17 protein-coding genes are annotated in these 23,725 nt (G+C 52.5%); 5 read left to right on the top strand and 12 right to left on the bottom strand.

Features of this window, described 5'->3' with window-relative positions; translation table 11 throughout:
* Positions 1 to 41: 41 nt before the first annotated feature.
* Positions 42 to 830, top strand: a complete 789-nt coding sequence (locus HA51_RS01715; RefSeq protein ID WP_084932056.1) for a sulfite exporter TauE/SafE family protein — start codon at positions 42 to 44, stop codon at positions 828 to 830.
* On the opposite strand, the gene HA51_RS01710 is transcribed toward HA51_RS01715, so the two are convergent.
* Positions 827 to 1,540 (bottom strand): molybdate ABC transporter substrate-binding protein, encoded by a 714-nt coding sequence (locus HA51_RS01710; RefSeq protein WP_084931540.1) that lies wholly within the window; start codon positions 1,538 to 1,540, stop codon positions 827 to 829. The two genes, HA51_RS01715 and HA51_RS01710, sit on opposite strands and share 4 nt — an antisense overlap.
* On the bottom strand, positions 1,509 to 2,579 hold the full coding sequence (locus HA51_RS01705; protein ID WP_084931538.1) for an ABC transporter substrate-binding protein: 1,071 nt from the start codon (positions 2,577 to 2,579) through the stop codon (positions 1,509 to 1,511). The genes HA51_RS01710 and HA51_RS01705 overlap by 32 nt, the downstream gene beginning before the upstream one ends.
* Before the next feature lie 220 nt (positions 2,580 to 2,799).
* On the opposite strand from HA51_RS01705, the gene leuE reads away from it, so the two are divergent.
* Positions 2,800 to 3,438: a leucine efflux protein LeuE gene (gene leuE, locus HA51_RS01700; protein ID WP_084931536.1), complete on the top strand. Its 639-nt coding sequence runs from the start codon at positions 2,800 to 2,802 to the stop codon at positions 3,436 to 3,438.
* Positions 3,439 to 3,644: 206 nt separating this feature from the next.
* On the opposite strand, the gene HA51_RS01695 is transcribed toward leuE, so the two are convergent.
* From HA51_RS01695 to HA51_RS01680, 4 genes are all read right to left on the bottom strand, one after another.
* A complete protein-coding gene (locus HA51_RS01695) occupies positions 3,645 to 4,262 on the bottom strand; it encodes a response regulator transcription factor (protein WP_084931534.1) in 618 nt (205 codons plus the stop codon).
* Positions 4,263 to 4,649: 387 nt separating this feature from the next.
* Positions 4,650 to 5,837, bottom strand: coding sequence for a formaldehyde dehydrogenase, glutathione-independent (gene fdhA, locus HA51_RS01690; RefSeq protein ID WP_245840119.1), 1,188 nt, complete (start codon positions 5,835 to 5,837; stop codon positions 4,650 to 4,652).
* A gap of 440 nt (positions 5,838 to 6,277) precedes the next feature.
* A complete protein-coding gene (locus HA51_RS01685; RefSeq protein ID WP_084931532.1) occupies positions 6,278 to 7,114 on the bottom strand; it encodes an undecaprenyl-diphosphate phosphatase in 837 nt (278 codons plus the stop codon).
* Positions 7,115 to 7,334: 220 nt separating this feature from the next.
* The gene (locus HA51_RS01680; protein ID WP_084931530.1) at positions 7,335 to 9,428 is read right to left on the bottom strand and encodes a TonB-dependent receptor; all 2,094 of its coding nucleotides are present in this window, start codon (positions 9,426 to 9,428) and stop codon (positions 7,335 to 7,337) included.
* Between the two features lie 264 nt (positions 9,429 to 9,692).
* On the opposite strand from HA51_RS01680, the gene HA51_RS01675 reads away from it, so the two are divergent.
* On the top strand, positions 9,693 to 10,931 hold the full coding sequence (locus HA51_RS01675; RefSeq protein ID WP_084931528.1) for an aromatic amino acid transporter: 1,239 nt from the start codon (positions 9,693 to 9,695) through the stop codon (positions 10,929 to 10,931).
* On the opposite strand, the gene HA51_RS01670 is transcribed toward HA51_RS01675, so the two are convergent.
* On the bottom strand, positions 10,928 to 11,806 hold the full coding sequence (locus HA51_RS01670; protein WP_084932052.1) for a LysR family transcriptional regulator: 879 nt from the start codon (positions 11,804 to 11,806) through the stop codon (positions 10,928 to 10,930). The two genes, HA51_RS01675 and HA51_RS01670, sit on opposite strands and share 4 nt — an antisense overlap.
* 102 nt (positions 11,807 to 11,908) lie before the next feature.
* Between HA51_RS01670 and HA51_RS01665 the strand changes: the two genes are divergently transcribed.
* Entirely contained in the window at positions 11,909 to 12,301 is a 393-nt protein-coding gene (locus HA51_RS01665; protein ID WP_084931527.1) for a tautomerase family protein, read from the top strand.
* A 141-nt stretch (positions 12,302 to 12,442) separates the two neighbouring features.
* On the opposite strand, the gene HA51_RS01660 is transcribed toward HA51_RS01665, so the two are convergent.
* Both HA51_RS01660 and dsdC read right to left on the bottom strand, forming a co-directional pair.
* Positions 12,443 to 13,435 carry a sugar phosphate isomerase/epimerase family protein gene (locus HA51_RS01660; RefSeq protein ID WP_084931525.1) on the bottom strand — a complete coding sequence of 331 codons (993 nt, stop codon included), beginning with the start codon at positions 13,433 to 13,435 and terminating at the stop codon, positions 12,443 to 12,445.
* A 212-nt stretch (positions 13,436 to 13,647) separates the two neighbouring features.
* On the bottom strand, positions 13,648 to 14,580 hold the full coding sequence (dsdC, locus tag HA51_RS01655) for a DNA-binding transcriptional regulator DsdC (RefSeq protein ID WP_084932050.1): 933 nt from the start codon (positions 14,578 to 14,580) through the stop codon (positions 13,648 to 13,650).
* Between the two features lie 190 nt (positions 14,581 to 14,770).
* Between dsdC and HA51_RS01650 the strand changes: the two genes are divergently transcribed.
* Positions 14,771 to 16,093, top strand: coding sequence for a D-serine ammonia-lyase (locus HA51_RS01650; protein ID WP_084931523.1), 1,323 nt, complete (start codon positions 14,771 to 14,773; stop codon positions 16,091 to 16,093).
* A gap of 57 nt (positions 16,094 to 16,150) precedes the next feature.
* On the opposite strand, the gene HA51_RS01645 is transcribed toward HA51_RS01650, so the two are convergent.
* From HA51_RS01645 to HA51_RS01635, 3 genes are read right to left on the bottom strand one after another with little or no spacing between them, the layout of a single operon-like run.
* Complete coding sequence (locus HA51_RS01645; protein WP_084931521.1) at positions 16,151 to 18,526, bottom strand: alpha/beta fold hydrolase; 2,376 nt, start codon at positions 18,524 to 18,526, stop codon at positions 16,151 to 16,153.
* Positions 18,519 to 19,637, bottom strand: coding sequence for a Gfo/Idh/MocA family oxidoreductase (locus HA51_RS01640; protein ID WP_084931519.1), 1,119 nt, complete (start codon positions 19,635 to 19,637; stop codon positions 18,519 to 18,521). The genes HA51_RS01645 and HA51_RS01640 overlap by 8 nt, the downstream gene beginning before the upstream one ends.
* Positions 19,634 to 23,230, bottom strand: a complete 3,597-nt coding sequence (locus tag HA51_RS01635; protein WP_139810611.1) for a KR domain-containing protein — start codon at positions 23,228 to 23,230, stop codon at positions 19,634 to 19,636. Before HA51_RS01635 ends, HA51_RS01640 begins: the two co-directional genes overlap by 4 nt.
* Positions 23,231 to 23,725: the final 495 nt, after the last annotated feature.

Below are 23,725 nucleotides of genomic sequence, written 5' to 3'. Positions count from 1 at the left end.
AACGTATGCTGCGTAGCCTCTTCACTGATTGGGATAGACCATTGAACGATATCGTTATTATTACTTTAGCCGGTTTCACCACTGGCATCACCACGGTCCTCTTTGGCTTCGGGGGCGGTTTTGTAGTGGTGCCGTTTGTCTATCAATTGCTATCACATCAGCCAAATGTAGCTTCTCAAGCTATGCATATTGCCGTCGCAACATCGACAGCCGTCATGATCTTTAATGCGGGATGGGCAAGCTGGCAAAACTGGCGATCAGGCAAGTTGCCCACACAGGTGCTGTTTCCACTGCTGTGGTTTATTGCGCTCGGAGCTGTACTGGGATCCTGGCTGGCGGGATTACTGGGCAATGGTGTGGTTCACACGCTGTTTATCCTCTATATGGTCATCACGATTGGCGATTGCCTAATACGAAAAGGTTTTTTCACTGGCACCACGACGCGCCCCTTGTTGCGCAGAACCGTGAGAGGCGGAGGAATAATCATAGGCACCATTGCGGCGATGCTTGGCGTGGGCGGCAGCGTCATGACTGTGCCGCTTTTGCGACGCCATGGTTATACGATGCAGGAATGCGTCAGTGCGGCAAATCCACTTTCACTGCCGGTGGCACTCTGTGGCAGTGTGACCTATGCCATCAGCGGCTGGCAGCAGATTCCGATGAGTGGCTTTCTAGGTTTTATCAGTTTGAGGAGTCTTGGATTGCTGGTAGGGGCAGGTTGGTTGGGCATTATATTCACCCGGCGTTACCTGCCCGCAGTGCCTGATAGGTGGCATGCACGCATTTATGTCATGCTGTTGTGCAGCGTATTGCTGGCAATGGTGGTTTAAGTAAAACCGTGCTGTCGTAATATGCCTTGCGCGGTGTCTGACATGAGGAAGTTCGCCAATGGCTGGGCGCTTGAGGAGAGTGTCGCCCAGCCATACTCGGCTTGTACATTGTAGGCGGCAGGAATCATCAAGACTTGTAACTGAGAACAGTGGGTCAGTCGCGGCGCGTAGCTGGCATAGCCAATAAACAGCTCCGCATGGTCGTTGTCGATTAACCATTGTGCGGCCAGTTCGCCGGCGGGAATGGCAAGACTGTCTGGACCTCCCACCAGTGGGCGCGCTTTCTGTCGGAGAAAGTCGCCACAATCGCGATGGCGCAGTTCGATATTGTCGAACAGTTGCCAGGTATAATCACCCGATGGATCGCAAAGCGGGGTTGAAGTGGCTAAGCGTAAATCCGCGCGAAACAACAATGACAGCCAATCATCTCCGGCAGTGACAACGTCACGTTTAGCGGTTAAACACAGCGTGTTTGCCGTAAAGCGACCAACATTTTGCGCACGCCCTTGTTGCAGCAATGTTTTTGGGTGCAACAAGTTGGCTGAGGCGAACAAATCGCACGCCTCACCTTGTTCAATACGCTGGCGTAATAGTCCGGCGGGACCAAATTGGGTCTCCACCCTCAGGCCAGATTGCGCGCTGAATTCCGCAATCAGTTGTGGCCACACGCCACGCAGACTACCGGCTGCCAGTATTTGCAGTGTTGTCATGATAGGAAGTCCGATAAAAACGTTGATACCAGCGGTCAGCCTGCTGCTGCATATCGATGTCGCGGAATTTTTCCGGATAAAGTTTCTTCGCCATCCATAATTCACCCAAACCGATGGCTTCCGGCATCGGATAACCCCAGGCTTTAGCGTATTCGGGCATTAACCATACCTGATGATTTTTTACAGCGGCGATGGTGCGCCAGCGCGGGTCTTGGTTAATCTCCTGCACCACCTGCGGATAACGATCCTGCACGAAAATTACCTGTGGATCCCATGCCACCACCTGTTCCATGCTGACCTGCTTAAAGCCTTGAATCGTGGCGGCGGCGACATTGAGTGCGCCAGCATGTGCCATCATCAGACCGGTATATTTGCCGGAGCCGTAGGTGGTGAGATCGGGGTTCGCCATATAGGCACGAACGCGTTGCTGCTCTGGGATATCTTTCAGACGGTCACTGACCAGCTTGCGTCCGGCAAAAGCGGCGGCGATGAGATCCTTGGCCTGTTGCTGCTTATTGACTACTTCACCAATCAGCGTGATGCCTTCTTTAATGCCCAGATCGTATGCCTGATCCTCATTCTGCATGCTCGGGTTAATTTTGCCTTGCTGCCCGGCATCATCATGGCGCAATGATATCGCCAATACCGGAATACCGAGCGCAGAGATCTGATCGATCATCTCTTTTGGCGCATAGTTGGTCACAAACACCACCTGCGGATGCAGCGCCACCAGCTTTTCTAAATCAACATGGGTTAAGTCACCCAGCATCGCTTTTTGGGTCAGTTCAGGCACCAACTGCGCATAGCCATCGCCTAACTGCTGTTTCCAGTTCGCGAGAATACCAACGACTTTATCGGTCGCATTCAGTTGTACCAATAAATTCAGGGTTTGATGCTGGAGCACCACCACACGATCAACCCGATCGGGAATCGTCACTTCACGACCAATCTGATCGGTGACCACACGGTTGGCGTAGCTGTGTAAGGAGGTAAAAGTGAGCAAGCCGGCAAGAACGAGGCGATTCAATCTGATGTTCATAGGGATTCCCTAAAGCGTAATGCAGCGGATTATATAGCGCTTAAGGGTGGCTGGATATGACGGATTCGATAAACTGCAGGTTGTTTGCGACATCGCTCAGGACCATCTGCTAAGATATTGCGCCATCAGCAGTGCGATCCGCTGCTGCTTCTCACCTGTCAAATCAATAACAACCGTCAGTTGGCTATTTAGCCGGCATGGCTGTGGAGTGAATGTCGTTATGCTGCACGAAGTGGGTATTATCAATTTATGGACGTTTCTGGCGGGCGCGCTGGTGATTATTTTATTACCTGGTCCGAATAGTCTGTATGTGCTGCGTACCGGTATGAGTCGCGGAGCGAAAGCGGCAACACGTGCCATTGCGGGCGTGCTGTTAGGCGATATTTTTCTGATTCTGCTCGCGTGGGCCGGCGTAGCGACCCTGATTCGCACCAGTCCACATATCTTCATGATTGTGAAATACATGGGCGCGATGTTCCTGCTCTATCTTGGAGCAAAAATTATCATGGCGGCCTTCCGTAAGCGTGGCGCCAGTGAACCCGTAGCGCCCGTTAAAGAAGAAAACTACTTCCTGCGCGCTATTCTGTTGGGTATTACTAATCCAAAATCAATTCTGTTTTATGTGTCGTTCTTTATACAGTTTATCGATCCGGCCGTCACCCATACGGCACCCGCTTTTGCGGTACTGGGTTCTATGATTCAGATGATCAGCCTGAGTTATTACACCGTGCTGTTGCTGGCAGGGAGCGTGATGGTGCGTTTCCTTAAGAATCGGACGCGCTTGGTGAAACTGGCGAATATGTTGACGGGTATGCTGTTCTTTGGTTTTGCGGTACGTCTGGTCAGTGCGCAGAGCTAAGTTTAATTGATCCGGCGCGCATCCTGGCGCGCCAAATAGCTTCACGGTCGTCCACATAGGCAAACAACTGTCCGTCCAATGGTAACAGCGTTCGCCACCATATTAAGTTCGCTTGAATACTAATGCTGATAGATAAATAGCTGACAGGACAGTTTTCACTCTCCAATCAGCTATGACGCATTTTGATTAATTAAGTTAGAAATCGATTATTGTTGTGCACGGACTAATACCAGACGTTCTGAGGCGCGCACTAAATCCGAAACGGTGCGTGATTTCATCTTATCCATCAAATTACGTTTATGCACTTTCACGGTAATTTCACTGACACTCATCTCCATGGCGATTTGCTTGATCATTAAACCTTTGATGGTCAGCTCCATCACTTCGCGCTCGCGAACGGTGAGGGATTTGTAACGCTGTGTCAGTTCGTGCAGCTCTTGCTGCTGGCTGAGACTGCTTTGTGAAAGTTGCAATGCTTCCGCGACCACATTTAACAGACGTTCGGGATCGGCAGGTTTAGTTAAAAACTCGAATGCACCGGCTTTCATGGCGCGAACGGTGGCTGGAATGGTGCCAAATCCCGTGAGAAAGACCGTGGGAATGTGCATCATTAGGGTATTCATTTTATCAATAACCAGCAAGCCATCGTTGCCTGGCATATTCAAATCCAGTATCAGACAACTGGGCACGTCGTTGCGTGCTGCTACAAGAAAAGCTTCTGGCGTGGAAAAATCCTGCACTTGGTAATCTTCGGAGTGTAATAGACTGCAAAGCGAACTTCTGACGGCTGGATCATCATCTACGATATAGATAATTGGATTCATGGATTTGCCTGATTGTTTGACCTAAATGAACGAAAAAAGGATTTAAAAAAAGAAAATGGTTGGTAAATAATGCGCTGCAAATTTTTTTCAGATTAATAGCACAGCCGCTTGAGGTAAACAATGGTTTCACTTCTGATAATCGAACAAGAGGGTGGAACGCTGTTAATTAATCCATATCGATGAATAAAACAGCACAGTATCAAGCGGAGCGGAAATAAGATTGAAATAAAGCCCCTAATAACATTAGAGGTTTCAGGGTGTAATTAATTGTGTCTCGGTGCGTTTTTTACTTACAAAAGTAAGGGAGGGTTACTTTTATTATGTTGGAAAGCGGATTATAGGGATTGAGAGGGCAGCTCAGCAAGTAAAGGCCGAGCCACCAATGGCTCAGCCAATCACACCATGTGGGTCAAGAACATACTTGGCTGCCACGCCTGCATCAAAATGAGCATAGCCTTGTGCAGCTTCTTCCAGAGGGATCACCTTGGCGTTAACGATTTTGGCGATCGGCAAGCGATCGTGCAGAATCGCGTTCATCAGTTGGCGGTTGTAACGCAGTACCGGGGTTTGTCCCGTGTGCAGCGATTGTGCCTTCGACCAACCCAGGCCAAATTTGAGGCTGAGTGATCCTTCCTTCGCGGCTTTTTCCTGTGCACCGGGGTCCGCAGTGACATATAAACCCGGGATACCAATGTTGCCAGCTACGCGAGTAATTTCCATCATCTGATTGAGTACCACCGCCGGCTGCTCTTTACCAGAATGGCCGCGTGCCTCGAATCCTACCGCATCAATAGCAGAGTCCACTTCCGGTACGCCGACGACTTGGGCAATCATCTCGCCTAAACGATCGTGCTGGCTCAAATCGATGGGCACAAATCCCATCTTAGCAGCATGATTCAAACGCTCTTTGTTGAAATCACCCACCATCACCACCGCCGCACCGAGGATCTGTGCTGAGGCGGCAGCGGCTAAGCCGACGGGTCCTGCTCCGGCGACATAGGTAATGGAGCCAACGCCTACGCCGGCTTTAATTGCACCGTGGAAGCCGGTTGGCAAGATATCTGAGAGCATGGTGAGATCGAGGATTTTCGACAGAGCCTGATCGCGGTCAGGGAATTTCAACAGGTTAAAGTCGGCATAGGGCACCATGACATACTTCGCCTGTCCACCCACCCAGCCACCCATATCCACATAGCCAAAAGCACCACCAGCACGTGCAGGGTTAACGGTTAAACAGACGCCGGTATCTAGCTCACGGCAGCAGCGACAGCGACCACAGGCGACGTTGAACGGCACAGAGACAATATCGCCGACATTGAGCATCTCGACATCTGAGCCTTTTTCGATAATTTCACCGGTAATTTCATGGCCGAGTACCATACCTGCGGGGGCGGTTGTTCGTCCTCGAACCATGTGCTGATCAGAGCCACATATATTGGTGGATAGCACCTTAAGAATCACCGCATGATCAATTTTTTTACCGGCGGGATTAGTAAACGTCGGATCGGCAATATCCTGTACTTCAACTTTACCGGGACCTTGATATATAACGCCTCTGTTTGAATTAATACCCATGCATCCTCCATTAGATTGGCTGGGTTTGATTAATAACAAAATACGGAATTATCGATGGGGTAAGCGGCCAGCAATGTGGCCTAATAAATATAAGGCCACATCAGAGGGTTAGCGCAATGGCGAAGCGAGAACTTTATTGTAAGTTGTGAGGAAGGTCATGGAATGGCGTAAACGTAGATAAAGGTTTCTAAGAGTGATTAATAGCAAGTAGTTAAATGCGCGATGTAAGTGAAAGTCATTCAATTCCACCTTTAACTGTGCTGGTGGGATTAAATATGGATAGATTTGTCGCAGGGAAAGTAGGGGCATCACATTCAAGGCGCTAATAACCTCATTAAATGTGAAAGTCATGGCCGTAGGTTGAAAAATAGACAGGTAAAAATTAATAAGAAGACACCCAGGCAATATAATCCGGAGAGTAAACTCCCCGGATCGCAGAGTTACCCTAGCCAGCCAATTAGCGCTGCAGCACAAAGACAATAGCCGCCAAACAAGTGCCAACGGTCATGTGCTAACCAGCGAGATAGCCAGCGTAGCGCGAGTAATCCGGCTGCAAAACTGAGCACCATGCCCACTACGCTTGGCAACAAGATGCCGCTGGTCATCGTGGCACTGCCTGCGGGGCTGACGGTGAAAGCGCGTAATCCCTCTTTGACTATAACGGCAGGTGTGAGCACGACGGCCAGCGCAAAGCTGAACTCTTCAGTACGCTTACGTGCGACACCCAGTGTGAGCCCAGTTGAGATTGTTGCACCTGAACGTGAGAAGCCACGGAACGGCAAGCACAACCCTTGAACCAAACCGATACCCGCAGCGCTAAGCGGCGAGAGTTCGCCCTGATCTTTCTCTTTTAAGCGCGAGGAGGCAATGATTAACAAGCCAGCAGCGGCTAAACCCGTGGCGATAATTTTGCTGTTGCTGAAAAGGGATTCAATCTCGAAGGTATCCGCATTGGCTGCGAAAAAAGTTTTTATTAATTTCATCAGCGTTAGCCCGACAATGCCGGTTACGCAGGTGGCAATAATGATGAATAATACATTTTTCTTAAATGCTCTTGCCGAGCTGAAATAAGTGTCTCGCCAGTTTTGCCAAAAATAAACGATCACAGCGAACATGGTGCCGGTATGTAGCATAACCAGTAACAAGGTCATCTGCGGTGAGCTGGGATCGAGCCCCAGAAGTTTCTCCGTCATGATGACATGCGCGGAGCTGGAAACAGGCAGCAGTTCAGCTAGCCCTTGAATGATGGCGAGAATGGAGACATCGAAATAGTTCACCCGTTCGTCCTCGAAAAAGTCATCAGAAAGCCTGCGTAATATTAGCGCTCTCACCCTGACACATTTTTCTTCATGATGGTGATGAGTTTTATCCTATTTGAATCTCCGTTGATGAAGTGTTTAGTGAAATAAAGAAGAGTAGGGCGAAGATGACAATTTTATTAATGAGGCGGCGCTATCTATTCCTTTTAAAATAGCGTCACTTCATTTGTCGTAGAGATTAGAAACTGTAGTTCAGTGATAACCAGTAGTTGCGCCCCGGCGTGACATAACCGGTGGTTGATGCCAGCGTCTGGAAATAATCCCCTGCATAGGTGCTGCTGTTGCCCACGCGATACAGCTCCACGCCAGAGAAATCTTTATCAAACAGGTTGTTTACCGTGCCATTCAACGTGAGCTGCGGCGTCAACTTGTAAGAAGCTCCCAAATTCACCACTGTCCAGGCTTTCAGGTAAGCGCCACGGTCGTCATACACCGCTTTCTGCACCGCGCTGAGATTGCTGTAACCCGTGGTGTAACGGGGGGTTTTACCGTGATATTCCACTGCCAGCCAGGTGTTTAGATCTTCTGTCGCGGCCCAGTTCAGACGTGCGTTTGCCATCTGACGTGCAGTATTGGTGAGCGGCGCGCCTGGGTTATCACCACCGCGCTGCTTACTGTCGGTATAGGTGTAGTTGAGATTCATCGTCAGCGCTGGTGTCCACACCGGGAAGCTGGTGGCGAACTCAATACCTTGCGTGATCGCTTTACCCACATTGCGATACGAGTTGGTTGTGTCATCAATGGTTTCTGATTCAATGGCATTACGGTAATTGTTAATAAAGCCAGTGACGTTTGCCTTCACATTGGCTTCATTTTCATAGTAGATGCCCGTTTCGTAGTTAACGCTGGTTTCAGGCTTGAGGTTTGGGTTGCCGATAGTGCTCACCAAACCATTGCCCGCCACGCCACTCACGCCATTGTGCAACTGGCTGAGCGATGGCGTCTTATAACCGGTGCTGACGCCACCTTTCACTGTCCAGTTGTCGAAGGCATTCCACACTAAATAGGCGCGAGGGCTGAGATGGCCACCAAAACTATCGTGCTTTTCGTAGCGAGCGCCCCAGGTCAGTGACAGGGGTTCTAACAGCTGCCAATCGTCTTCGGCAAACAGCGCCCAGGTTTTTTGCTGGAAGGTTTCACCGCTATTCGCTAATACGATGCCATCTTTTAGGCGTGCATCCCAATACTGCCCGCCGACCTGCAAGAGATGATCATCGCCAAGGGGAGCAATCAGGCTGGAATCAAGGATAGTGTTGGTGTTCTTGAGTTCACGGTCGTTACCTGAAAGGGACTGATTGGCGGCTGAGAGTGAACGTCCGGTCAACACGCGCCCTTTGTTTTCAGTGACAGCGTAAGAGAGGCTTGAACTCCAGCGGCCGAACGACAAATCGGTATCATGGCCGAGCATAATTTTTTGGCGCTGGTAACGCAGCTCATCGGTATAGCCTCCGCCACTGGTGCCAACGGGGCCAAGTTGTCCGTTACGGTTATCGTAGGTCTGGCGTGCGGTTTCACCATCGATCCACAATGTATTCTTATCGCTGGTTTTATAGCTCAGGCGGCCGCCAAAATTGTAATTATCAGACTGGGTAGGATAAGGCACACGCGTATCACTGCCGCTATCACTTAAACTGGTGACGCTCGAGCCTTGGCGATGCGTGAAGTTGCCGCGCAGGGCCAGGTCCAAGGTTTTGCTCACCAGCGGGCCGCTGGTGTAAAAACCAATCTGAGACGAATCACCCCATTTACTGTGTTCCTGCACCGAATGGCCGATGTTAATGCCGCCGTGCCATGCATCACCGCCTTTCTTGGTGATGATATTGATCACGCCACCCATGGCATCTGAACCATACAACGTGGACATCGGACCGCGAATCACCTCAATGTGATCAATGGCGGAAAGGGGGGGCATCATGGCGGTATCTAACGTACCAAAGCCGTTTGGTGTGGCGTCTGTGCTGGCGTTTTGACGCACACCGTCAATCAGGATTAACGTGTAACTGCTGGGCATGCCACGAATGCTGATATCAAGCCCGCCCGTTTTACCGGTTCCTCCACGCACATCGACGCCTTCAACGCCACTCAACGCTTCACCCAGATCGGTATAATTTTTTTGCTGGAGTTCTTTTTGGTCAATGACAGAAATGGACGCTGGCGCATTAGTCAGTTTTTGCTCGTAGCCGCTGGCAGTCACCACCAAGGTTTCGTCCTTGGCGTGCGAAGAGGCGGCAAATGTGGCGAGGAGCGCTAAAGTTATCGTGTTGATTTTCACTTACATTATCCGTTGATTATCGAGTCCTGTTTACAAGTGGACACAATAGGCAATAGAATTTAAACGCAATGTAAACGATAACGATTCGCATTAATATTATTGCAACTCTACTTTCACTCTGTTGTCCGCGTATATATCTGCTCTGACAGTGACCCTGTCACTCCAGGCTGACACTCCAGTCGCCTTTTCCTGCCGCCTTCGTCTCTGCATCACGTTGCATTCCATGTAATATCGCCGCCTTTGATGTGGTGTAGGGATGACTAAATGACGGACACGTTAATGAGCCGCCGCCAGCCTTCTGTCTGGTGGGGCGCAATGATTATTTGCGGCACTGTGGTGGGTGCGGGCATGTTCACACTGCCGGTGGTGATGGCTGGCGCATGGTTTGGCTGGGCATTGCTGTTGCTGCTGGTCAGTTGGGGGGCGATGCTGCTGTCAGGCTTATTGTTTATGCGTACCAGTTTGCATTATCCAACGGGGGCGGGCTACGACACGCTAACCAAAGATCTACTGGGCCGCCGCTGGGCGGCACTCAACGGCTTAAGTATTTTGTTTGTATTGGGGATTCTGACTTACGCCTATATCTCTGCGAGTGGCCCGGTGTACCAACACTCGCTGAATCAGGCTGGAATTCCGTTGTCCACTGCGGGGGCAAAAATCGCATTAACGGTCGGTGTTGCGGCGGTGGTTTGGCTTGGCACCCAAGGCGTCAGCCGTATTATGACTTTCTGCGTGCTGGCAAAGATCCTTTTATTAATTCTGCTTTTCGGCGGTCTACTCACCCAGGTTAACTTACCGTCGCTGGTCAGCCCCGCACCGGCAGGTGAAAGCTATTGGCCGTATGCGCTTGGCGTGCTGCCTTTTTGTCTGGCCTCCTTTGGTTATCACGGCAATATCACCGGCCTCGTGAGTTACTACAACGGGAATAAATCGCTTATTACCCGCGCACTGTTTCTCGGAACCCTATTATCACTGGCGCTGTATCTGTTCTGGATCATCTGCACCATGGGTAACCTACCGCGAACCTCTTTTCCCGCCATTGTGCAACAAGGCGGAGACATCGCAGCCTTAATGGCCGCTTTACGCGACCATCTGCACGTCAGTGCCTTGGCGTTTATGATGTCTGTTTTTTCTCACTTCGCCGTCATCGCATCCTTTCTGGGTGTCACCGCCGGGTTGTTCGATTTTATCTCCGACCGATTAGGGTGGGGAAATTCACCCACAGCACGCTTTAAGACAGCATGTTTAACCTTCCTGCCACCGCTTATCGCGTCGCTCTTCTGGCCGCACGGTTTTGTTGCCGCCATCGGCTTTGCAGGATTGTTTGCAACCTTGTGGGCAGTGATAGTCCCGGCATTACTGGCGTGGAAGGCACAACAACGTTTTGCCACGATGCCGTGTTCACGGTTACTGATCACACTGGTATTGCTCTTTGGTGTGTTAAATATTTCGGCATGGCTTTTGAGCTGGTTAGGTTGGTTACCGACCTTTGGCAACGCTTAAGTCATGCCGGACAAAGTACTGTGTAAGATCTCACCAAACGCAACACAGGTTTTTGAGGTTTCGCTGCTGTCTTCGGGCCCTCGCAGCAATACAAACTCTGCTAATGGTAGCGAGGGTAAGCCGAGCGATTCACTCCTGTGTTGTAACTCAGCGGGAATCGCTGATTGATTGAGGCATGCGACACCCAGTCCTGCGACCAAAGCCGTTTGGAGTCCCCGTACACCTGAAGCAATATGACGAATCAGATACGATCGCTGATGTTGCTTCAAGGTGTGGCAGGCAAGTTGATGCAGGGAACAGCCTTCAGGAAGCAGTGCCAGCGGCAGGGGTTCATGTTGAGACGTGGGAGTATTTCCCACCCACATCATGTGTTCACGCAGCAGGAGGGTTTCACGTGAATTTGAAACGGGTGGATGGATGCCGGGGATACGCATCACAATGGCGAGATCGATTTCACCTTGCTGCCAGGCGTTTTCAATGTCGCGACTTTTCCCCATCATTGTGCGCAGCCTCAAGTGCGGGTAATCACGTGCAAAACGCGCCAGAATCGTGACCATATCTGCAGGGCGGCAGTAATCAGTAATTCCTAATCGAACCTCCCCATTGAGCGTTACACCCTGTAAATCCCGCCATGCCAGATCCGCAAGTGCCAGTAAATGGCGGGCGTGTTGCAACAACTTTTCGCCCGCAGCGGTAGGGATGACGCCACTTTTGCTGCGCAACAGTAACGTCTGATTGGCGCGCAGCTCCAACTTGCGCAGTTGCTCACTCAGTGCTGATTGCGACAGGCAGCGCAGCGGTGCGGCGGCGGTAAGGCTGCCAGCATCGACGGCGGTGACAAAACTGCGTAACTGTTCCATATCGAAGCTGTTCATATAATCCATCGGTTTTTTGGTTGGATGTCATTATATATTCCCGTTTTACCGATGGATTGCAATGCGCGATAGTGCTGTGGACCCCAACTAAGGAGAAATCACATGCCACATATTGTTTTGCAGTTATCGGGTGAACGAGACGCTGATTTGATGCAGAAATCCGTTCAAGTGATCCAAGACCTGACAGCCGAGGTATTGGGTAAAGAGCGTGGGGTGACCGCCGCCACCGTGCAGTTTATCCCAGCAGACCAATGGTTTATTGCAGGAAAAGCGCTGTCAGAAACCGGAGGCAGTGCGTTCCATCTCGATATCAGTATTACGGATGAAACCAATACCAAAGCCCAGAAGGCTCGCTACCTAAGGGAGATCTATCAGGCGCTGGCCGCACTGCGCGGTGATCTGCATCAGGAGAGCTATGTGCATCTGATTGATGCGCGTGCAGCAGCCTATGGATACGGTGGCGTTACCCAAGAGTGGCGCCATCAGCATGCGTAATGTTGATGAGTTACTCGTTATCGTTACAACATACATTTAGTTTTCAGTACTCAAAACAGTGCGAAATGTCATTATGGTGCTGCTAGAAGGCTATTCAGTCATTTGATGTTGATGCCCGGCATTACTGCCGGGCGCTTGCACTTAGACTTCAATGCTTGTCAGCAATGCGTTTTGAATAATTTTCTGCGCTTTTAATGGATTCTGCTCGCGCTGAGCTTCTTGCAGTGCAGCGATGTCGAGTTTGTCCAGGGCGCGATAGATGTGCTTAAGGAAGCGTATGGAGAGGTTGGCCGCTTCGACATGGTCTTCCCTGAAGGGGAACTGGTCCAGTTGCCACACACCATCCCAGTTATTGATCTTGAGCACGTAGAAGAATTCGAAAATTTCGGTCATGTGAACGGTACCGACCACCAAATCATCATCCCAGCCGCGCAGGTTGTCGTTAACATCCATCCCAAACAGACGGCCACGATCAATAATCAACTGGGCGGAATCAGCTGGAGACTCCCCGGCAAACAGGGCATGGCCGAAATCCAATAATACGCCGACGTTATCGAGACCAATATCTTCGATTCCCAGCAAGGTACGGGCCGCTGAATCCCAGGTCATTTTCACTCGCGGTTCACGCGGCTTGTACTCAATAGCAAATTTGACATCCGGGTTGGCACTGGCCAACTCACGCATACCGTCGACCGCCATCTTCCACAGGTTTTTATGATCCACCTGGAACGGATAATCCCATCCATCCTGACCGGGCCAAACTTTCACGTAATTAGCGCCCAGTTCACGCACCACCGTGGCGGCTTCGTGCATCAATTCAAAGGCCTGCTGGCGTATGGCGGCATCGGGGTTGGTGAAGGCACCGCGCGAAAATTTGCGCAGATAGATTTCAGGTGTCACACCAATCGCTTTCAATCCCGCGTCTGCCAGAGCCTGCTTGACTTGCTCGACGGTCACGCCTTCAGTGAAAGGATAAGGCACATCAACATAGGACAAGTCTTCAACACTACCGGCGAGTTTTATCTGGTCCAGCGTACTGAGCGCGGGGCCATAACCATCCACGGCATAACGGTCGATATAGTTGGCAAAATGCCACAATCCGGCACCAAATTTTGGGTAGGTGTAGCTACTCATTAGACATTCTCCTCAAATCGGTAGAGTTTAGCGTTAGAATCAAAGTGACTGAATATATATTCATACATGGTTATATATTCCATTCTGCGCCTCGTCATCCTCTTTTCACCAGCGATAGATGGCGAAAATGGAAGCGCTATCACACTAATCCTTCTGGCAACTCAACCCATTAAGCAGAGCAGAAACAGAAATCTGAGATTAAAAATTTCGTCTTACTGGTCAGCCGCAGCCCTCGCTTTTAGCCAGCCAATAAATGCCTCAACTTTTGGCCAGCGTCTGTCAGCATGGGTACTGATGTAATAGTGCTGGGCGCACTGAAGCTCGGTATTGGGGAAAGGCATGATGAGTTCACCTGAGCGCAGCTTTTCTCCGATCAACCTTTTGCGGCCGATTGCGACGCCTGCGTGATGAACGGCGGCCGTCACGGCCAACTCTGCCTGGTCAAACTCGGTTCCTCGTGCTGCCGTGATATCGATAGTGTAGTGTTCCGCCCACAGTTGCCACTCGCCGCCACCTGAATTCATGCTCCAGGCTTTTCTGTCATGCAGCAAACGGCATGAAGACAGGTTATGAGGTTGGTCGATGAGCTCAAAACGTTGGGCATATTCTGGGCTACACACAGGAACAATGGTTTCACCCATGAGATGTTCCTGGTGAAAGCTTCCGGCAAGGGCATCATCAAAGCTAATGGATAAATCAACGCCCATCCGGTGAAGGTCAATCTCTTCATTCCCCGTTAGGATGACGAGATCAATTTGCGGATAAGCCTCAAGAAAAGAGGCCACGCCAGGACTAAGCCACGACTGAGCAAAAGAGGGCCGACAGTACACCGTTAATCGTCCCGAAAACCCCTGATTCTTGATGCTCTGCACTTCCTGATTGAGAAAGTTTAGCGAGGTGTTCATTGCGGCAAAAATGCGCTCACCCTCCAGCGTGAGCTCGACTTTCCGGTGGGAACGGTTGAACAAGCGGATATTTAACTCGCTCTCCAGCTGACTAATGCGATGACTGACTGCACTGGGTGTGAGAGCAAGTTCTGCCGCTGCCACCGAGAACGATGCGCAGCGGGCCGCGACTTCAAAGGTATAAAGCCGACTCAGTTGACCGCCGTTTATTTCACGCAAGCCGTGGTCCTTATCATTGATAGGTAGTAGCGCCAATTATAGAGCTATCTCACTGAGGGATAATGTATAAAAGTGATTTATTGATCGCATTTTTAGCACGACTAGCGGGCTTCTTCGTGTTAGCTGATTTCATGTAAAGATGAAAATCCATCGTTTGTCAGCCTGTTGGAAGCTGTTGTTAAATACCTGAAAAAGACCATGAGGTTGAATTATGACGGAATCCACTAACGCGAAATGTGCTTTGCCAATAGTGACTGAATTGCAGTCCCTGCGGGAAATCGCTTGGTTTAATCCAAACGTAACATCAGCAGAAGAAGGGCTGAAACCTGTCGGTTTGACGCGAGCGGATGCGGAAGATGCTGAAGCAAGGCTGCAACGCTTCGCACCATTGCTGGCTGCAGCTTTCCCCGAGACGGCTAACACCGGCGGAATTATTGAGTCTGATATGGTTGCCGCGCCGCACATGCAAGCCGAGTTGGAGAAAATGGCCCCGATTTTAGGCCAACTCTGGATCAAGAAGGACAGTCATCTGCCGATATCGGGCTCCATCAAAGCGCGGGGTGGCATTTATGAAGTGCTGTTCCATGCTGAAAAACTCGCTTTGGCAGCGGGACTTATCACTCCTTCAGAGGATTACAGTATTTTGCTGTCACCTGAGAGCCGTCAGTTTTTTAGCCAGCACAAAATTGCCGTGGGTTCTACGGGAAATCTGGGGCTTTCCATCGGTATCATGAGCGCCAGGTTGGGCTTTCAGGTGACCGTTCATATGTCAGCGGATGCACGGCAGTGGAAGAAAGATAAACTCCGCTCGCAGGGTGTCATCGTGATGGAGTATGAGCAGGATTATGGTGTGGCTGTGGAGCAGGGGCGAAAGGCAGCAGAATCCGATACTGCCTGTTTTTTCATCGATGATGAGAACTCCCGCACGCTGTTCCTCGGCTATTCAGTGGCAGGGTTGCGATTGCCAAAGCAGTTGCAGGACAAAGGCATCATCGTTGATGCTGATCATCCACTCTTTGTTTACCTGCCTTGTGGAGTGGGCGGTGGCCCCGGCGGGGTGGCGTTCGGGCTTAAGCTGGCGTTTGGCGACCATGTGCACTGCTTTTTCGCCGAGCCTACTCACTCACCCTGTATGCTGCTGGGCATGAGCACAGGATTGCATGATGGCATTGCTGTTCAGGATATCGGTATCGATAACAAGACGGCTGCGGACGGTCTGGCGGTCGGGCGTGCTTCAGGATTTGTGGGGCGCGCTATGGAGCAGTTGATCGATGGCTGCTATACCCTTAGCGATCAATCAATGTACGACCTGCTGGCCATGCTTGACCGCAGCGAAGGGTTGCAGCTTGAGCCTTCAGCGCTGGCGGGTATGCGTGGTCCACACATTACATCTGCAGATCATTCTTATTGGGCGCAGCAAGGGTTTTCCGCAGAAATAATGGAAAAATCTACCCATCTGGTTTGGGCGACCGGCGGAGGGATGGTTCCAGAGAGTGAAATGCAGCAGTATCTGGCGCAGGGGCTGGCGCGCTGAAATAGCGGTGAAAACGGCAATGCCACGGTAGCATTGCCGTTTATCAAGCAGGGTTAATCAGCTGATTTTCTCAACCACAGGGCGAGCTTTAACGCTGCTACCCTGCATCTGCGTCAGCCAGTTCCTGATTCGCGCCAAAAGAGCCGTTTTATGTTGATGCAGGAAAAAATGGTCGCCCTGTAGCAAATGGTATTCACTCTGGTCATCTCCCCATCGACGCCACGCTTCAAGCTTGTTGATCGGAACCTCTTTGTCACTTTCTCCGCCCAGAATCATCAACGGCAGTGCCCGATGAGGCACGCAGTCATCCAGCACGTACCGTTCGGTCAAACTGAAATCTGCGCGCAGCACAGGCAGAAACAACGCCAATAGCTCGGGCTGCGCCATGACGCTAGCGGGAGTGCCGCCGAGCGATCCCAGTTCTGCCATCAATGCTTCGTCCGACATCTCATGACGCCAGGGATGAGGTGTTGCTTGCTGAGGTGCACGTCGCGCAGAGACGATCACGCCATTAATCCAGTCAGCTGGCAGCCGTTGCGCCAGTGCAAAGGCGATCAACGCGCCGAGGCTATGCCCCATCAAGGTGACTGGGTGAGGCACCTGTGCAATCAACGCCGACAACTCATCCAGTAGTTTGTCCAGTTGATCGATACAGTTTTCAGCAAAGCGCGTGCCATGTCCCGGTAATTCAACCGGGCAGAATGACAGCCCAACCTGTCGTGCCGGCTCCAGCCACTCGCGCCAACTGGCGGCGCTGCCACCGGCATGATGGAAACAAATAACTGAATGTGTTTTTTCAGGCACGGCGAAAGGAAACCATTTTTGCTTTTCCGGCGGTTCTAGCCACTGGCTGAGCGCGTTAACCAGCCGCTGCTCAAGGGCGGCACGATGCTGTCGCAGGAAAAAGTGTCCACCCTGAACCGTCATAACACTGACCGGTGCCGAAAAGTGCTGGCGCCACGCAGCGATCTGCTCGGTGCTGACCAGTGCATCATCTTCAGCTTGCACTAGCACGACCGGGATGGGCAGCGGTGTCAGGTCTGCCGCAACATAACTTTCGGCCAGCGCACAATCCGCGCGCAGTGCTTTCCCCACGGTGCGCATCATCTCCTCGTCGCGCATCACTGCTTTTGGCGTTCCGCCCAAGCGTTCAACCTCAGCAGCAAAGCGCCTTTCGTCAAGTTGCGAAAGACGATGTGTGATTGGAATATGCGGCGCAGGGCAAGCCATCAAAAACAGCAGTCGCGGTGATTGCTGCCGCTTGGCGAACCAGCGCGCCAATTCGTAGGCAACTTTACAACCTAAGCTGCATCCCACCAGCGCCCAAGGGCGGTCTGCATAGGGCGCAATCTGTTCAGCCAATGACGCCACCAACTCGTGCATGTCAGAACAACCTGCTGCATCAATGCGATTCTCACGACCCGGCAATTGCAACGCGCAGAAACGCCAGTGGGAGGGCCAGTGTGCGTCACGCCCCCACTCGCGATAAATCGACGCACCGCCGCCCGCATAGGGCAGTGCAAAAACGTTAATTTTTGCGTCAGCACTGGGGGCCTGCAATGGGAAATAATCTGCTGATGTTGCCTCAGCTTGCCCCTCGACGGCGGCAGCCAAACGGGCAGCACGTTGCAGCAGGCGCGCCTCCAGCTCATCGGGCAAGGTATTGACGGTGATGGCGTGGAGCGGTTTATGCAGGCGCAGAATGTAATACTCCACCCGGCCACTTTCCATGGCGTTAAACACCGCTGAACCGGGTAGAGCAAAGTAATCACGCAATTGCTGATCGCTCAGCCCTTTATGCTGTGTCGCGACCAAGCGCTGGACTAAACGATCGCTGTTTTGACGTCGTGCCGCCAGTACCTCGCGGCTTATTGAGCGCTGCACGCTCATTTCAAAACCCAGCATGGTTAAAGCGCTGAACACATCGTTCAGGCTTTCCGCCGTGAACAAGTCGGCATACAGAAAATCGCCTCCCGGTTTCAACACCCGCCAGGTTTCGCGCCAGAAATGGGTAATCTTCTCGTAAGCACCGGAGGATTCAATATTCAGCACCACATCGATGCTGGCATCGGCCTGCGGAAGTTGACAGGCATCTGCGACGCGAAAGCGCAGGCGCGGGTGAGGATGGCGCTGACGGCAAAACGCGATATTACCGGGACTGAGATCAATCCCGGTGATGCTGACCGGTGTGAACGTCTCCAGCAGCAATGCCGCGGCACCGCCACGCCCGCAGCCAACATCCAGTACCTGCCGCCCATTAATCCGCGTATCGCCGACTAACTGCAGCACCAGTTGTCGCTGGCTTTCGCTCGCATTCAATGGGCTGGCCGCGAGATCCTGATAGCCCCAGTTGAGAAACAGCGCGTGCTCGGCTAAACCCGCCTGTTCCAGTAATGCCCCCAATTCGCGGTATACGTCATCAGATTCAGTCATGGCTCTCCTCCTTGATGGCAGCAGCCCAGCTGAGTGGATCGGGATTTGGTCTGGCGGGCGCGTCGAACTGTTGCGTCACCGGTTGCCCCACCTGGCGCATGATATCGAGCCATAGTGCACCCTGATTTTTCCACCATTCAGGCTGCTGCCACGCGGGCGATTCATCGGCAAGGAGTTCCGCAAAGGCGCGATGTAGACTATGAGGAAAAGCATCTTGCACCAGCTCGTTGAGGCTCTCACCGCGTGGTGAACCAAACACCAATGCACCGGGCTGTTGGTTATAGTGACTCTGCTGATGCAGCTCTGGTGCCAGCAGCCATGAAGACTGCGCATCATCACGATGATAATCCGGCGCGTAAATGGCATGGCTCCACACTACCGGGCCGAAGCTGCCGGTGAGGCAGAGATTGCCAGAGGTATTGCCGCAAGAGATGCGATGCATCACCAGACTATGATGATCCGGATCGCGCGGATCGAGTGTGTTTTGCAGGTTGATCAATACCGGGATGTTGTCGATTTCACCGTGCAACTGACGCATTGGCCAGTCACTGCGCGTAGGTGCCGGGGCCGCCACAAAATGGCTGGCATGCAGCGTTCCCAACGCGTGACCCACTACATCCAGCGCTGAATAGAGCAGCTGCAAACTGGTGGTGATCTCGATGATCTGCAAAGGCTGTTGTTTGCGCCATGCCTGCACATAATCGATAAAACGCCGTGCTGCAGGCAACTGCGGATAGAAGCTGTTGATGTGATAGCGGGTGCCCTGTTCGCTGGCGAGGCTTTGCAAACGCGCGGCTTCACCCGGATGAAGAGGATGCTCCTGCACGACCCGCAGCCCACGGCGCAACAGCGCCTCGGCCAAGGCGCTACCTTCACCGCCGACCATACGGCTGCGTACCGCCACACAGGCGGTGGTGACAGAGTCATCAATTTGATCAACGCTACGCCACAGCGGGACATTAAACTTCTCAGCCAGCAGTCGCGATCGCTCACTGCCGCGCGCCAGAATTCCTGCCAGTCGTAAAGGAGAATCAGGATGGGCTAGTGCGGCTAAGTAGTGCTCGCCAAAACGCGTGCCGCATACCACAGCAGAAGGGCGTGAAATCATCATGCATCCTCCTTGAGCATTGCAAGAATGTCATTATCCGGTGGCAACAGCTGATCCAGCGATGCATGCCAGCCTTCTTCACCGGCCGCCAGCGTTTCCAACAATTGCCGCAAGGTCAACATGGCAACTTCACCCAGCGCATCCGGTAACCAACCCTCTTGTTGATCGATGTTGAATAAAAGGGCGCTTTCCTCCTCCAGCGCCTGTAGGTGGAGAGGGGTAAAGGCTTGTGCGGCATACTCGTAGTCAGGCATACCTAACAGCGGGTCGGAAACTTCCGGGATCGAGTAAGCCTGGCGAACGCCCAGCAAGCTGGTAAATGCCACTGGAAGCTGAGTCAGGCAGGCCACTTCACCGGCACTACCCGGTAAATGCTGTTCAAGATGCTGTTCACGCTGCTGCGCCACGGCTTCCGCCAATTGCAGGAAGCTACCACGGCTCGCCAGAGTGAGCGCAACCGGCATTAGCGTGCTGGCATCCGTGACTAATTGTGAACTGTGAGGATGCAGCGGCAAGCGGTCGGTATAGTTCATACGCAGTTGCAACGCAGGCTGTTGCAGCCAGTCGCGTAGCGTCAACGCCCAGGCTGCCAACAGAATATCGCTACCTGAAACCCCAAACGCATCGCCTTGTTGTTTTAACGTCAGCCATTGGCTGGCGGGCAGTGCATCACGCCAAATGGAAAATGCGGCCGTCTCGTCTCCTTTTTTCCATGGTAGCGAAGGAGGTATCAACGACATTGTGTCCTTGGTAGACGGCAGCTGCGCGAGTGCCAGCAAGGTGCGTTGATAGCTTTGTGGCGAGAAGGTCAGCGCAGGTAGAGAACCACCAGGTGAGGTGATGGACTGATGTAATTCGCGCAGTAAGACGCGGAAGCTCTCAATATCAATCAGCAATGTACTGATAACAATAGCAATGCGATATCCCGATTCATGGCGCACTAACGCGATTTCTAACGGCGCAGGTTGGCTCAGGTCAAAGCGTTTACGTGACATTGTCACTCTCAGCGCACGCTGTTTCTCCTGCACGTCTTCATTACGCCAGTCATATCGCGAAAGATTCAGTTTCGCGGGTGTCAGCGAGGTAACGATTTCACCCTCCGCATTGATGCTGCTATTCAGCAGAGCGTGACGATTAAGCAGCATCTGCCAACCAGCAACAAAAGCCTCAACCGGGAAAGACGCAGGCTTATCATACTCGACATACAGTAGCTGGGGCTGGTTAGCAAACTGCTGCCAGCGAGCACGCTGCAGTGGTGACAACGTCACGGAGGTGGCAGGCTGGTCAATAACATCTCCTCGTGCATCAAGCCAGCCTGGCTGATGCGCTTCAAGCTGCTGCAGGCGTTGGCGTAGCACACTCTCATTTTCTGTTGCAGGCGCGGTGGCAGCCTGAATCGCTTGTTTGAGTTCCAACACGGTACCTGCTTTTAGCACGCTCTCGGCATTGAGCTTGATACCTAAATCACTCGCCAGCGTTTCATTCAGGTCAAGGAACAGCAGGGAATCCAGCCCAAGCTGTACCAGATTGCTTTGGTCGTGGATGGTCTCAATGGTGCAGTTGAGCTGCTTGGCCAGCACGCCACGCAGATAACGATCAAGGTCATCACCTGCGGGTGCAGTAGACGCGTTGGTGATAGTCGATTCAGGTAGCAACTCAGCAAACTGGAGACGATCGGCCTCGCTGATACCGGCTTGCTGCAGGCGTATGCCGTCCAACTGCATGGCTGCGACGGTAGACCACGAAGCGGCTAGCGCCTGATCAAGCAGGTTGAGTGCCGCATCGGTTTCCAGTGGCAACATGCCACGCTGCGCCAGTGCAGCCTGTTGCTGCTGAGAGAGCGATTCAGTGATTTGCCACAAGCCCCAAGCCACTGCCAGTGTGTCATAGCCTTGCGCACAACGTGCACTCGCCATGCGCTCCAGCGCACAGCAGGCGCTGGCATGCGCGGCCTGACCACGCGGTCCCATCACGCTGGCGGCAGAGGAGAAGTACACCGTGCAATTCGGCGACAGTTGCGCCTGATGTGCCGCAAGGCGATGGGCGGTCGTCATGCGCAGCTGATAAACCTGCTGCAAGGCAGACCAGTCCAACTCGCTGATGGGTCGGTCATCAATATTCCCCACCAGATGCCAGACGGTATCGATCGGGCCATGTTGAGCCATACGGATTAATGCAGCATCAAATTTCTCGTGTTGGGTGGCATCGCCAGCGGTATCGATAACCACGTCAATTCCCAAGGCACGCCAGCGTGCAATCTGATCAGCTTCAGCAGGGCGCGGTTCTCTGCGCACCAGGAAAAGCAACTTTTGCACGCCCTGATCGATTTGCTGATTCGCCACAGCCAAACCTGTCGGTGTCAGGCCACCGATAAACAGATGGCAGCCGCTTGCCATATGATGTGCGGTAGATTCGTGCGGCACTTTGGTCAGTGTCTGAGTCTGCCAACTATTTTCATGCCAGCGATAAACCGGGGCGGTCAGTCGGGCTGCATCTTTCTCACCGCGAGCAGGATCACCATCGGCCAATATCAGGCGGCTTTGCGGATACTCATGACGTGCCACGGTAAGAAAACCGGGCAGCCAGTCGGCGGCATGATGGTGGTTGTCATCAAAGAGTCGATCAGCAAGCAACAGCAGCGGCTGATTTTCATTCGCTTGCGGCAACTCGTCACGTAGCGTCTGATAGAAACGCTCTTGGGCTGACTGATCATCAGGGACATGCAGGATTTTCGGCGCTGCCGTATCCGCGGTACTTAACGTCGTGCTTTGCCACTGCCAGCGCCACAATTCACCTTTTGGCTGCCAAGGCTGCGGTAATTTTCGACTGAAAGCGGAGTGGATCGGTTGCTGAGTGCGCGTTTTGCGCCAGCGTGCTTGCAACAGCGGTGTGTTATTCGCCTGTACAGTGAGATGTTTACCATGCTGCGCGACGGTGAGCGTCAGCGGCGAGGGGGCTCCGACGGGGTTGCAATACCATTCAGTCACACAGAGTTGTTGGTCGGGCTGCGACGGCAGCGCCTGTTTTAGCGCTTGTAACAGATGTTCTGCGGGCCAGCGATTTCCCTCTTCGGCTGTAACGGTCAGGCTCAACAGACCTGGCGTACTGGCTGACGCTTCAGTTTGCTGTGCGGGGCGTTGCGCCAGCAGGATTTGTTCACCGAGCGCAAAGGCAGGGGTGTGTTTGGCGGGAAATGCAGCGAATTGGGTTAATCCGGCTTCACTGAGCGCGGATTGCCAATCTTCTGCGCAGGCAAAAAGTTCGCCGTGGCGCTGTGCCGTATCGGCAATCGGTGGCACAAGCGCGCCAAAGACAAAATCAAACAGTTTCTTGGGCGCGGTGATTTCGCGCAGCAAAATCGCGCCTTCAGGCTTCAGCAGCGGCGCAAGGCGTCGAAACAGCTGACGCAGATCGGCACTGTTATGCAATACATTGGCCGCCACAATGACGTCATAGTGATCGGTCGATAACCCCTGGCTCTCGGGCGATTGCTCCATATCAAAGGTCTGATAATCGATGAAGTCATAATCTCGAAACTTCTCTTGGGCTTTTGCAAAAAGAGTGGACCAAGATCGGTAAAGGTATAGCGCGAACAACGGCCTGGCGGGAGTGCCTGCAGCATATCTCGCGTGGTACCACCGGTGCCGCCGCCTATCTCCAGCACACGAATAGGGGCAGTGTGATTTTCTGCCAGTTTTTGCAACACGGAGGAGGCAAGACTATTGAAGTAGCGTGACCAAGGTTGTTCTTGATACATATGCTCGACGTCATCGGTCGCGGCGGCAGGAAACACCACACTGACGGGATCAACAGTGCCACGCAGCATGTTACCCAGTTCCGGGCCGGTACGTGCTATCAACGCAGCCAGATGATGGTAACCCACCTCTCGCATACGTTTAAGCCAGCCTGCGGCATCTACTTCCGGGCGATGCCGCAGTAAATAGCCATCCGGTAGCGTCACCAGTACGCCAGCCGCGGTCAGATCGCACAGCATACGCTGCATCAAATCACTGTAACGCGCAGGAATGTTCAGCAAGGCCATAATGGCGTGACAATCGCCTAGCGGTTGTTCCAATGGGATCTGATCGAAC

Source organism: Pantoea rwandensis, assembly GCF_002095475.1.
Taxonomy (GTDB): Bacteria; Pseudomonadota; Gammaproteobacteria; order Enterobacterales; family Enterobacteriaceae; genus Pantoea; species Pantoea rwandensis.
The sequence above is the reverse complement of the archived record's forward strand: the minus strand, read 5'-3'. Positions and strand labels throughout refer to the sequence as shown.

Coding starts and splice junctions, on each gene's coding strand:
- HA51_RS01695 (WP_084931534.1), bottom strand. CDS start 4,262: ATGAATCCAATTATCTATATCGTAGATGATGATCCAGCCGTCAGAAGT.
- HA51_RS01675 (WP_084931528.1), top strand. CDS start 9,693: ATGACGGACACGTTAATGAGCCGCCGCCAGCCTTCTGTCTGGTGGGGC.
- HA51_RS01670 (WP_084932052.1), bottom strand. CDS start 11,806: ATGAACAGCTTCGATATGGAACAGTTACGCAGTTTTGTCACCGCCGTC.
- HA51_RS01705 (WP_084931538.1), bottom strand. CDS start 2,579: ATGAACATCAGATTGAATCGCCTCGTTCTTGCCGGCTTGCTCACTTTT.
- HA51_RS01645 (WP_084931521.1), bottom strand. CDS start 18,526: ATGACTGAATCTGATGACGTATACCGCGAATTGGGGGCATTACTGGAA.
- HA51_RS01650 (WP_084931523.1), top strand. CDS start 14,771: ATGACGGAATCCACTAACGCGAAATGTGCTTTGCCAATAGTGACTGAA.
- HA51_RS01660 (WP_084931525.1), bottom strand. CDS start 13,435: ATGAGTAGCTACACCTACCCAAAATTTGGTGCCGGATTGTGGCATTTT.
- leuE (WP_084931536.1), top strand. CDS start 2,800: ATGCTGCACGAAGTGGGTATTATCAATTTATGGACGTTTCTGGCGGGC.
- HA51_RS01640 (WP_084931519.1), bottom strand. CDS start 19,637: ATGATGATTTCACGCCCTTCTGCTGTGGTATGCGGCACGCGTTTTGGC.
- HA51_RS01710 (WP_084931540.1), bottom strand. CDS start 1,540: ATGACAACACTGCAAATACTGGCAGCCGGTAGTCTGCGTGGCGTGTGG.
- HA51_RS01665 (WP_084931527.1), top strand. CDS start 11,909: ATGCCACATATTGTTTTGCAGTTATCGGGTGAACGAGACGCTGATTTG.
- fdhA (WP_245840119.1), bottom strand. CDS start 5,837: ATGGGTATTAATTCAAACAGAGGCGTTATATATCAAGGTCCCGGTAAA.